Genomic DNA, 11,957 nt, shown 5'->3' on the forward strand with positions numbered 1-11,957 from the left:
AATAAAAAAAACAATCAGAGATTCGGTTGTGTCGAAAAAACATGTACAATAACGATAAAAAAAGTAAAATATCAACAAATAAATTGTAAAATATGTTTATTAAATATGGGAAGTATGGTATAATGATAAATCATAACTACAACAAGAGGTGATAGCATGATTAAAAAAGAAATGATTGCCATGCTCTTAGCCGGCGGCCAAGGCAGCAGACTTGGGGTACTGACAGAAAAAGTGGCCAAACCAGCAGTAGCTTTTGGAGGTAAGTACCGTATCATTGATTTTCCGTTAAGTAACTGTATTAATTCAGGAATTGATACAGTTGGAGTCCTGACACAGTATCAGCCTCTGAGACTGAATACCCATATCGGTATCGGTGTTCCGTGGGACCTGGACAGAACTGAAGGCGGTGTAACTGTACTTCCACCTTATGAGAAGAGCACAAACAGCGAGTGGTACACAGGAACAGCCAATGCCATTTTCCAGAATATGGCGTATATGGAGCAGTACAATCCCGATTATGTGCTTATCCTTTCAGGAGATCATATATATAAGATGGATTATGAGGTTATGCTTGACTTCCACAAGGCAAATAAGGCGGATGTGACCATTGCCTGTATGCCTGTACCTATTGAGGAAGCCAGCCGTTTCGGCATCATGGTAACGGATGAGACTTTCCGAGTAACTGAATTTGAGGAGAAACCAGAGCATCCAAGCAGCAATCTGGCGTCTATGGGAATTTATATTTTCAGCTGGCCGGTTCTGAAGGAAGCGCTTTACGCACTGAAGGATCAGCAGAGCTGTGACTTTGGTAAACATATTCTTCCATATTGCAAGGATAAAGGACAGCGCCTTTTTGCCTATGAATACAATGGCTACTGGAAAGATGTTGGAACTCTTGGTTCCTACTGGGAAGCAAATATGGAACTGATTGATATTATTCCTGAGTTTAATCTTTATGAGGAATTCTGGAAGATTTACACCAAGGGCGATATCATCCAGCCACAGTATATTTCAGAGGAGGCCGTTCTGGACAGATGTCTCATCGGTGAAGGCTCTGAAATCTATGGCGAAGTACATAATTCTGTAATCGGACCGAATGTTGTGATCGGAAAAGGCAGTGTGATCCGGGATTCTATTATCATGCGGAATACAATCATCGGTGAGAATGTAGACATGGAAAAGGCAATTGTGGCAGAGGACGTAACCATAGGAAATGACGTGGTTCTTGGCTGCGGCGAGGAAGCACCTAATATAAAGAAACCTGCGGTATATGCATTTGGCATTGCGACCATAGGAGAAGGCTCCGTGATTCCGGATAATGTTAAGATTGGAAAGAACACGGCGATTTCCGGTGTGACCACTCCGGCAGATTATCCGGATGGCATTCTGGAAAGCGGACAGGTAATTGCAACAAAGGACGGTGACAAAGCATGAGAGCAATCGGAATTATTTTAGCCGGCGGTAACAATAACCGCATGAGAGAATTATCAGACAAAAGGGCAATTGCAGCAATGCCTATTGCCGGAAGCTACAGAAGCATAGATTTTGCCCTGAGTAATATGGCGAACTCCCGCATTCAGAAAGTAGCTGTACTGACTCAGTACAATGCACGTTCCCTGAATGAGCATTTAAGCTCCTCCAAATGGTGGGATTTCGGAAGAAAGCAGGGCGGTCTTTTCGTATTTACTCCTACTATCACCAAAGAAAACGGTTTCTGGTATCAGGGAACTGCAGATGCTATTTATCAGAATCTCAATTTCCTGAAGAACAGTCATGAGCCATATGTTGTCATCGCATCTGGTGACTGCGTGTACAAGATGGACTATAACAAGGTTCTGGAATATCACATTGCGAAACGCGCTGACATTACCGTTGTATGCACTACATGTCCGGATCCTTCCGAGGTTGAGCGTTTCGGTGTCCTTCGTATGAATGAGGATTGCAGGATTGAAGAATTTGAGGAGAAACCAATGGTTTCCCCATATAATACTATTTCTACAGGCATTTATGTGATCCGAAGAAGACAGCTGATCGAACTGATTGAGAAGGCTGCACAGGAAGGTCGAAATGACTTCGTAAAAGATATTCTGATCCGTTATAAGAATCTGAAGAGAATCTATGGATATAAGATCGACAGCTACTGGAGCAATATCTCCACTGTTGAATCTTACTATAAGACCAACATGGATTTCCTGAAACCGGAGATCCGTAACTACTTCTTCAAACAGGAGCCGGCAGTTAAGACCAAGATTGATGATCTTCCACCGGCTAAATACAATCCTGGTGCAGATGTTAGGAATTCTCTGATTTCCAGTGGATGTATTGTAAACGGAGTGGTTGAGAACTCTGTCCTGTTTAAAGATGTTTATGTTGGAAATAATTGCGTAATTAAAAATTCCGTAATTTTGAATGATGTATATCTGGGGGATAATACACATATTGAGAATTGTATCGTTGAAAGCCGGGGAACCATCCGGGCAAATTCTTACTACAGCGGGGATGGAGAAGTAGAGATCGTTGTGGAGAAAAATGATAGATATAGCTTGTAATATAATAAGACTTAAAGCGCAGTAAATGCGATTAAGAGGAAAGGGGCAGCAAAAATGAACATTACAGACGTACGGGTGAGAAAGGTTGCAAAGGAGGGGAAGATGAAAGCCGTAGTCTCCATTACCATTGATGAAGAATTTGTAGTACATGACATCAAGGTGATCGAAGGAGAGAAAGGTCTTTTCATCGCAATGCCAAGCCGCAAAGCAACCGATGGAGAATATCGGGATATCGCACATCCTATCAATTCTTCCACTCGTGATAAGATCCAGACGATCATTCTCGAGAAATACCAGGAAGCTGTAGCAGAGGAAGAAGCTGCGGTATAAGAAGTAAAGAGGTTTTTACAACCCCGCATTTTATGGAGAGTTTCATGAAATGCGGGGTGTTTTTTTGCAAAAACATTCCTGTGATTTGCCCAAACTATTTCACGGTATACTGTGCCTGAATTTGTTCTATAACCATGTATTTATTATCTTTCTAGATTCTGGAAAATCGTGAAATATTACGTAAATGTTACAAAAGTTAAATAAAAGTGTTGAAAAAATTACGGAATATGTTATACTTGACCTACGAAAAAAATAACGAGGTGTTTACATAGATGAGATTTAAAAAGATTTTTGCAATGCTGTTAACTGGAATCATGACTGTTTCTATGCCTGGGGCAGTATTTGCTGCTTCTACGGAGGAACAGATCGCTGATGTACAGGCACAGAAAGAAGCTGCGCAGGCAGAACTGGCACAGCAGCAGTCCGACATGGCATCTCTGGAGAGCAAGAAGCAGGAGCTTGAAAGCTATCTGGAAGAGCTGAATGCTCAGTATACAGACCTTACCAACAGTGTATCTGAGCTTGGAATTCAGGCAGCGGAGAAAGAAGAAGAGCTGAAAACCCTGAATACCCAGCTTGAGGAAGCCAAGGCCACAGCGGACAAGCAGTATCAGGATATGAAGAAGCGTATTGTATACATGTATGAGAATGGAAGTGCTTCCATGCTGGAGCTGCTTTTGTCCTCAGAAGATCTGGCTCAGTTTCTGAACCGTGCAGAGAATATAGCCCAGATTTCCCAGTATGACAGAAACATGCTTGCTAAATATAAAGCCCTTCAGGCAGATATCAAGACCCAGGAAGAGCAGGCAGAAGAGGAAGCTCAGAATATTAATGAACTTCTGGCAGAGAAATCTGCCAAACAGCAAGAGGTACAGGCACTTACTGCAAGCACAAATGAGAACATTCAGTCCTATATTTATCAGATCAGTGCCAGCCAGGATGAAATCAGTGCTTTAAATACACAGATCAGTAATGCAGACAGCAGTATTTACAGCCTTTTGCAGGCTGCAGAGGCAGAGAAAGCAGCCCAGGAGGCGCAGGTAGCCCAGGAAGCTGAGGCTGCCGCCCAGTCACCAAGTGACGGGGAAAACTATGGCACAGAGGAATCCTACGATGACTACAGCGAGTCTGAAAGTGATTCCAATCAGGACGCAGATGACAGCAGTGCCTATGATGATTCTTATACCGAGTCATCGGACAGCAGTGAAAGCTCCGACAGTTCTTCCGAGGGCAGTAGTTCATCTTCACAGGGAACCTACCTTGGAACCTTTACTCTCACCGCATACTGTAACTGTGCACAGTGCTGCGGAACAGCAGGAAACCTGACAGCCAGCGGAACTGTTCCTACAGCGGGAAGAACCGTTGCCATGGCTGGTGTGCCATTCGGAACTCAGCTCCTGATCAATGGAAATGTGTATACAGTGGAGGATCTTGGAACACCTTACGGACATGTGGATATTTATTTTAACAGCCATTCAGAGGCACTTGCATTTGGACTTCAGAGTGCGGAGGTTTACAGACTGAATTAAGGAAAAAGAATACGCCCTGACAGGATTAAGATCATTAAAATCTTCTGCCTGTCAGGGCATTTGTCTGCAATAATATATAGGGGGGATTGTTATAAATACGGTTCTCCCGGAATTTCCGGATAGCTTCCCATTCCGATCAGCAGTTCCAGGCCGATCTGTCTTGCCTGGAGTACAGCTTCTTTCACAGCACTGGCATCTCCGGAGAGGGCAAGGATAACTTCATTGGAATGGCTTGTACCGATACTCGGTGTCATATAGCGTGTAATATGAACTGCAGAAGCCTTCATTGCAGTGTCTGCCATTACAAGTCCAATCGCTGCCGGAGAACCTGCCATGAATCCGAAAGCTTCCCCTGGAACTGCGTGAAAGGCCATGGCAAGAGCACCGCCTGCATTGGCTGAAAAAGCAAACTCCAAATGACCGGATTCGCTGATATATAATTCTCCTGCATACTTATTAGTTAGTTCCAGCGCCAGCGAAATAGCGTGGCGCACATCTGAAACATCATTTCCGCCAATCACAATATAGTTGCCGTGTCCACCCCAGCCTTTGGTATCCCGTGGAAATTCAATGGAAAGAACCTCTGTGCCAGTGGCTTTCACCGCATCATCGACAGCAGTGATCTGACCTGCTGCACCTGTACGGGAACTGAAAAGTCCAAGGGTATGATAGCGTGTCCCTATATTCATTTCCTTTAAAAGAGTATCATCAACTCCTGAAATTACAAGTCCGATGGTATCCAGAACAGCAGTTCCCACAAATTCAGTGCGGGCGCATTTGGTACTGATACTGTGTACGTCCATGGAAAAAACCTCCGTAGCATTACTTTTCCTTAGTTTAACATGATTAAGGGAAATTGAAAAGCTGTTTATCTATAATATTGCGCCTGCGCCGTCCATAGTTGGAAATATTTTCCACTTTTATCGGCAGCAAGCTCCTGGTGAGTTCCAGTTTGAATCACAGATCCTTCATGAAATACAACTATTTTATCGCAAAATTTGCAGGAAGACAGACGATGACTGATATAAATGGCAGTTTTATCGCCTGTTATTTCATTAAATTTTCCATATATTTCAGCTTCCGCAATGGGATCAAGAGCTGCAGTCGGTTCGTCCAATATAATAAAAGGGGCATTCTTATAAATAGCTCTTGCAATAGCTATTTTCTGAGCCTCTCCGCCGGAAATGATAATTCCTTTTTTATTGAAATCCTTGTAGAGATAAGTATTCAGACCTTCTGGCATTGTGGAAAGGCGATTGTAAAATCCGGATTTCTTCAGAGCACTTTTTACTTCTTCTTCGTCATAATTGATTTTGGCGGCTACATTTTCTCCAAGAGTCAGGGAAAAGAGTTTGAAGTCCTGAAATACCACGGAAAAAATCATCATATATTCTTTGTAATTATATTTTCGGATATCGATTCCGTTAAGAAGAATTTTTCCTTCTGTAGGATCGTAAAGGCGACATAGGAGTTTGATAAACGTAGTCTTTCCACTTCCATTCATACCAACGACAGCCAGCTTCTGACCGATTTTAAATTTCAAATTAATATTTCGAAGGGCATATTGTTCACATCCCGGATATCGGAAAGAAACATTTCGAAATTCTATTTCATACTTTCGGTCACTGCGTTTTTCAGTAGTCAGGCTTCCCTGATACATGTTATTGGGAATGTCCAGAAATTCAAATGTCTGTTTCAGAAAAACAGCATTGTTTTGCATATCTTCAATGGTGGAGATACAGCCGGATACACTTGAATATACTTTCGTAATAGAGGAAATATATTTTGTAACCGCTCCGATTCCAAAGGCACCTGTCCAGGCTTTTAAGCATACAAAAACATAGGCAATCCCTGTGAAAATTACAGATACTGCGGAAGACGCTGCCATGTAAAATCCAACAGGTCCCTTTCCATATCTGGCAAATAATCCCTTGGAACCGAAAGGATTTTCTTTGCTCAGATTATGCTTTTCGCATATTTTTTCCTGTTGGTAAATCCGCATATCCGCTGCCTTTTTGCTATCATAGCCCAGACGTCCGTAATATGCAAACAAACGATTGGAAAAGGTATGCAGATCTGCACTTCTGACCCAGTATTTTCCTGCCTTTCCAGCGAGTACAGGCGAAAACCAGGTAATCAGTACCATAACAGAAATTATGGCTGTTACACATACCGGATTGTTAAGAATAACAAGTTTTTCTGCTGTTTTTGGAATCTGGCTGGTGAAAAGGGAAATGGTCATGGATAAGCCACAAATGATCGAAAATCCTTCTGAACACAGAGCTTCATAATTTAACAGAACATTGTATAGTCCCCACCCAGGTCCATTGAGATTTTGAATAATGGAAGAATATAACTCCATAGTTTTGCTATCATCTAAATCACAGTAATCCATATCAAAAAGTTTTTCGCACAAAATTCGCTTGATTTTCATTCCAAGACCTGTGCTCCAAGTCCTTTTCCATTTTTTAAGAAATGCAGATATCAAGCTGATTCCTGCTCCGGATAATAAAGTAATCGTTACCAGAAAACGAATGCGGTCAGGGCTTCGGTCGCCTGCAAGTTCTTCAATAACAAGTGCAGATAAATATATGATTATATAGGGAGTCAGTGCTTTCCAGATGGTCAGACTGATTTGGGAAAGAATTAATTTTGGATAATATCGGTAAAAAAGCTTATATGCTCTGTGATTAAGCTGCAGTGCTTCTTTTAACGATATGTTTTTCTCATTTGTCTTCATTTTCCCCATCTCCTTCCCTGTAATATTTGCTTTGAACCTCATAGAGAGCAGCGTATTTTCCACTTTGCCTTAACAGCTCTTCGTGAGTTCCTTCTTCCTGTATTTCTCCCTGCTCCAGCATTAAGATTCTGCTGCAGAATCTGGTAGAAGCGAGCCGATGGGAGATATAAACTGAGGATTTTCCCTTTGTCATTTCGTCATATTTCTGATAAATGTCTGCTTCAGCAATGGAATCGAGTGCGGCAGTTGGTTCGTCCAATATAATAAAAGGGGCATCTTTATATAATGCGCGGGCGAGCATAAGGCGCTGTGTTTCTCCACCCGAAAACATAATTGCATTTTTGTAAACCTCACGATTCAGAAAGGTTTGATACTTATCTGGAAGAGCTTCTATTTTTGGAAGCAAGCCGGCTTTTTTGATACAATTTTTCACCTGTTTCAGGTCGAAATTTTCTGTTTGCGCCACATTTTCTGCAATGGTTCCCGCTAACAATGAAAAATCCTGAAACACTGCCGAGAACAGCTTATAATAGTCTTTTCTGTTATAGTTTCGGATATCTGTTCCATTCAATTTTACCTGTCCCTTTGTGGGATCAAGAAACCCACAGATTATTTTGATCAACGTAGTTTTTCCAGCACCATTAAGACCTACAACTGCCAGATTTTCTCCTGGATGTAAGGTAAGATTTATATTTTTTAAAGTATCTGTTTCTGCTCCTGGATAGCGAAATGAAACATTTTCCAAAACAATTTCATAATTATTTTTAGCGTCCTGATTTAAGGTAAGTCCATCTTTGAAACGGAATAATTCCGGATAATCCAGACATTCCCGGACCGTGGAAATATCAAGAGACTGTCGGTGCAATGTGCCAAGTCCTTCCAGAATTCCTGTAATCCAGCCTGAAAAACTGTCCACTGCAGTAAAATAAAGCAAAAAAGCAGGCACATCAAGACCGCGGTATAATACCAAATAAATTAAATATGCGTAGACCGCTCCATTGCGCAGAAAAGTAAAAGTCAAATCTGCAATTCCAGCCCAGATATAAACACTTTCTGCTTTTCGATGAAATGCTGTAAATTCCCTGGCTGTTTTGCTGTATAATTCTTCCAGCCAGAAACGAAGACCGAAAATGCGGATATCTTTTGCTGCACCAAAGTCAGCTGCACGGTTTAATAAATATGCCATTTGATGTATATATTCAGCTTCTTCCTCCCGATGTTGATACTTATATTCATCTAATCTTTGAGAGATAAAATAACTGATTCCGGCAGTTGACAGAATGACCAAAATCAGAATTGGATGAATTTGTGTAAGAAGACCGGCGTAAATAAAAAAACAGACAATATTGATCAAAAGTACAGTTAGTGTATTCCAGATTGCTTCAGTGGCCTGATCGTTATTGTCCGTATATTCGGCCGATTTGGTCAGTAATTTTTTGAATTTCATATCGTCTATATTGGGATAAGATGTTGTGGATGCTTTTTTGTTTAAAAGATTTACAATCTCACAACGGACACTGATCCGTCCGCAAATTACGTTTTGATTTGCATAAGCCAATGCAGCTGATACCAGCATTATCATAAGCACAAAAATTACAATTGTAAAAAGCAGTTCCTGAATGGAAACATGATTTTCTATTGCACTTAATATGACAGGAGAAACATAAAGGTTAAGAAGGTTCTGTATAATGGTTAACAGTGCGATAAAAAAGCTGATCACCAGAACTTTCTTCTCCTGAGAAGTGCAGGCAAGTTTAATCATGAACCATATATTTTGAAAAGTACTGTATTTTGATACAGGATTTTTTTGAAACATGATTTTCCCTTCTTTCTTATTTTTCTTTTGATACCAGATTGCTACGTGCTTTGCACTCCCGCAATCTTCAAAAACATTCGTAATCCGCTCATTTTTCTTCGGAAAATGGCTACTTACTCATGTTTTTTGCGGGTCAAGAGGTCAAAAATCCTCTTGCAAGCGAGCTTGCATCGGATTTTTGACCTTTTGACTCTGGTATCATTAAAAAGATTCTTAATATGATTTTACCAGAAAAAATATCCCCGGATTAAACCGGGGATGAATTGCATGTTTCGGGGGATGAATTATAACTGGGGCAGTAAAATCTCAGTGGTAAAGGCGCCCTCTTCACTGTTTCGGCTGATATATCCATCAGATCGCTTTACTATATCATCAATACGGATCAGCCCCAGACCATGACCATCACCTTTTGTACTTTTAAAAAGATTTCCCTGTTTTTTCAACTTCTTTCCCGCTGTAAAGTTAGTGAAAGAAATGTATAACTGCGTGTTTTTCATGTCCATATAAATGCGGATCAGTCGTTTTTCTTTGGGAAGCTGCAGGCTGGCTTCTATGGCATTGTCGAATAAATTTCCAATAATACAGCAAAGATCAATTTCAGAGGAATTCAGCTTAACAGGAATGTCAGCATCTGCAATTACCTGAATATCTTTGGACCGTGCCAGTGATATTTTAGAATTTAAAATAGCATCTGTCATGGCATTTCCGGTTTTTATCACAGTATCTACTGTGGTAAGATCCTTGTCAAGAAGATCGAGATAATGTCTGATTGCGTCCCAGTTTTCTGTGGCTGCATAAGCCTTCATTGTTTGGATATGATTGCGATAATCATGGCGCCAGCCTCGCATCTGGCGGTACATATTATCAACCTCCTGATAGTGAGTTTCAATCAGTTCCTTCTGATATGCAGCCATTTTTTTAGCTGCTTTTTTCGAAAATAAATGCATTTTAATCTCCCAAATCAGTCCATATTAATGATTGCCCGGTTAACCTTCTCATAAGCGCCGCGTGGAAGGGGGATTATACTTCCATCCTGCAAATAAATCTCTTTTTTTGTAACCCGGCTGATTTTTTTTAGATTTACCAAAGCAGAACGTCCCGCTCTGAAAAAATGAGAATCCAGCTTTTTTTCCAATTCGCTTAAGGTCATTTTCAGGGTGATAGTCTGTTGACTGTGAATCGTAATATAATTGCTGTTTACCTCTGCATAATTGATCTGACAGATGGGCAGACGAATCATCTCACCCTGACTGATTATGTTAAGAACCTTCTCATTCTTGATAAGCTTTGTGACTGCACGGTCAAGAACTGTAAAGAACTTCTCTTCTTGTATGGGCTTCATCAGATAGTGAAGGGCATCTACTTCATATCCGTCAGAAATATAGTCTGCGTATCCGGTGATAAATATAATTTGTACGGTCTGATTATCCTGCCGCAGCTTCCTTGCCATGGTAACACCATCCATGGCGCCCATTTCTATATCAAGGAGAAGAATGTCAAAATCTTTTTTCTCGGCATAATGAAACAAAAAATTTTCGGCTGATGTAAATTCTGAAATCTGTATATGATAACTGTTATGACTGCCCCATATTTCGCACAGAGAAGAAAGATAATTTCTGTCTGTGGCAAGGTCATCACAAATTGCAATTCTATATGTTTGACACAATTTTTTAATCCTCCATTTTACAGAAGTATAGCACGTATGCGGGAAACATGTCCAGATTCTTCACGAAGAGAATTGTAAACCAAAAACAAATAATAGGTTGACAATTGCAACGTAACTGTGTTAGATTGTATCTGACAAAAATAATATTTACTCGAGGAGGAGAATATGAGTACCGTAACCGCAACAAAGACAAAAACATACGACCTGGCATACATAGCTATTTTCGCCGTACTGATCGCAATCTGTTCCTGGATTTCCATTCCAATGACAGTGCCGTTTACATTACAGACATTTGGTGTATTTATGGCTGTTGGTGTGCTTGGCGGAAAGAGAGGCAGCCTGGCTGTACTGGTTTACATTTTACTTGGAGCTATTGGTGTTCCTGTATTTGCAGGATTTTCAGGAGGACTTGGTATTCTTCTTAACAATACCGGCGGTTACATCATCGGATTTCTTTTCTCCGCCCTGGTAATGTGGGCTATGGAATCTCTCTGGGGCAAAAAGCCTGTTATTCAGATTCTTTCCATGGTAGTCGGACTGATTGTCTGCTACGCAATGGGAACTATCTGGTTCATGGTTGTATATACAAGAACCTCCGGAGCTGTCGGACTTGGAACCGTACTGGGCTGGTGCGTAATTCCATTTATCATTCCTGACCTTGTAAAGATCGCTCTGGCATTTGTTTTGTCCAGAAGGGTACGTAAGCTTGTACCAATGCAGTAAAAAAGAACGTCAGACATATCCCATTCGCCCTCACCACGGGATGTGCCTGGCGTTTTTTATCGGAAATGGCTACAGCACTGGATTTACAGCCCATATGCAGGAAATGCTGGAGCTTTTTACAAAAGGGGCAGATGTTTGTCTCACAGTAAAAACTGACGAAATCTGCTCAGCCTGTCCAAACAATAGCCAGGGAATCTGCGAGGCAGCCGAGAAGGTGAAAAGATATGACAATGCAGTGCTGGCAGAATGCGGCTTAAAAGAAGGTCAGAAACTTGCATTCCCGGAATTTACCGAAGCAGTACAGAAAAAAATTATTGAAACGGGAAAAAGAACGAAAATCTGCGGTGACTGCCAGTGGAACCGGATCTGCCAGGAACAGCCGAGCCGGTGGAGTAAATGAAGTGGCAGGGAATTATGTTTATAAAAATATCTTTCGGAATTTTACAGGTGGATAGCGACAAAGTAAATCCAGTTTCGAAAGAATAAATTTAGCAGTTTTTGGGAAAAATACAGAGGGGACTGTCGGTGTGATATGCTCCCTTCTAGGTAGACAAGTGAAATAATAAAAACTTGTCACTTAGGAGGGAGCATATTTTATGTCTAA

At 41.1% G+C, this 11,957-nt stretch carries 11 protein-coding genes; 6 read left to right on the forward strand and 5 right to left on the reverse strand.

What is annotated here, in order from left to right:
* The first annotated feature begins 156 nt into the window (after positions 1-156).
* The 4 genes from AB5Z12_RS13270 to AB5Z12_RS13285 all read left to right on the forward strand — a co-directional run bounded on the left by AB5Z12_RS13270 (position 157) and on the right by AB5Z12_RS13285 (position 4,408).
* Complete coding sequence (locus AB5Z12_RS13270) at positions 157-1,434, forward strand: glucose-1-phosphate adenylyltransferase (protein WP_173769802.1); 1,278 nt, start codon at positions 157-159, stop codon at positions 1,432-1,434.
* A complete protein-coding gene (gene glgD / locus AB5Z12_RS13275; protein ID WP_173769801.1) occupies positions 1,431-2,549 on the forward strand; it encodes a glucose-1-phosphate adenylyltransferase subunit GlgD in 1,119 nt (372 codons plus the stop codon). The genes AB5Z12_RS13270 and glgD overlap by 4 nt, the downstream gene beginning before the upstream one ends.
* Positions 2,550-2,603: 54 nt before the next feature.
* Positions 2,604-2,879, forward strand: coding sequence for a septation regulator SpoVG (spoVG, locus tag AB5Z12_RS13280; RefSeq protein WP_173715856.1), 276 nt, complete (start codon positions 2,604-2,606; stop codon positions 2,877-2,879).
* 272 nt (positions 2,880-3,151) lie between these two features.
* Entirely contained in the window at positions 3,152-4,408 is a 1,257-nt protein-coding gene (locus tag AB5Z12_RS13285; RefSeq protein WP_173770893.1) for a hypothetical protein, read from the forward strand.
* 89 nt (positions 4,409-4,497) lie between these two features.
* Here AB5Z12_RS13285 and pduB read toward each other — a convergent pair whose 3' ends face one another.
* The 5 genes from pduB to AB5Z12_RS13310 all read right to left on the reverse strand — a co-directional run bounded on the left by pduB (position 4,498) and on the right by AB5Z12_RS13310 (position 10,630).
* Positions 4,498-5,211, reverse strand: a complete 714-nt coding sequence (gene pduB, locus AB5Z12_RS13290; RefSeq protein ID WP_173769799.1) for a microcompartment protein PduB — start codon at positions 5,209-5,211, stop codon at positions 4,498-4,500.
* A gap of 65 nt (positions 5,212-5,276) precedes the next feature.
* A complete protein-coding gene (locus AB5Z12_RS13295) occupies positions 5,277-7,148 on the reverse strand; it encodes an ABC transporter ATP-binding protein (protein WP_173769798.1) in 1,872 nt (623 codons plus the stop codon).
* The gene (locus AB5Z12_RS13300) at positions 7,135-8,964 is read right to left on the reverse strand and encodes an ABC transporter ATP-binding protein (RefSeq protein WP_173769797.1); all 1,830 of its coding nucleotides are present in this window, start codon (positions 8,962-8,964) and stop codon (positions 7,135-7,137) included. The genes AB5Z12_RS13295 and AB5Z12_RS13300 overlap by 14 nt, the downstream gene beginning before the upstream one ends.
* A 284-nt stretch (positions 8,965-9,248) precedes the next feature.
* On the reverse strand, positions 9,249-9,911 hold the full coding sequence (locus AB5Z12_RS13305; protein ID WP_148463561.1) for a sensor histidine kinase: 663 nt from the start codon (positions 9,909-9,911) through the stop codon (positions 9,249-9,251).
* A gap of 14 nt (positions 9,912-9,925) precedes the next feature.
* Positions 9,926-10,630 carry a LytTR family DNA-binding domain-containing protein gene (locus AB5Z12_RS13310; protein ID WP_148463560.1) on the reverse strand — a complete coding sequence of 235 codons (705 nt, stop codon included), beginning with the start codon at positions 10,628-10,630 and terminating at the stop codon, positions 9,926-9,928.
* 165 nt (positions 10,631-10,795) lie between these two features.
* Between AB5Z12_RS13310 and AB5Z12_RS13315 the strand changes: the two genes are divergently transcribed.
* Together AB5Z12_RS13315 and AB5Z12_RS13320 are read left to right on the forward strand one after the other, a co-directional pair.
* Positions 10,796-11,353 (forward strand): biotin transporter BioY, encoded by a 558-nt coding sequence (locus AB5Z12_RS13315; RefSeq protein WP_148463559.1) that lies wholly within the window; start codon positions 10,796-10,798, stop codon positions 11,351-11,353.
* Positions 11,337-11,753, forward strand: a complete 417-nt coding sequence (locus AB5Z12_RS13320; RefSeq protein ID WP_306467730.1) for a DUF1284 domain-containing protein — start codon at positions 11,337-11,339, stop codon at positions 11,751-11,753. Before AB5Z12_RS13315 ends, AB5Z12_RS13320 begins: the two co-directional genes overlap by 17 nt.
* Positions 11,754-11,957 lie beyond the last annotated feature (204 nt).

Origin of the sequence: Ruminococcus sp. RTP21358st1_G6_RTP21358_211008 (assembly GCF_040908885.1) — a bacterium.
GTDB lineage: Bacteria > Bacillota > Clostridia > Lachnospirales > Lachnospiraceae > Blautia_A > Blautia_A faecis.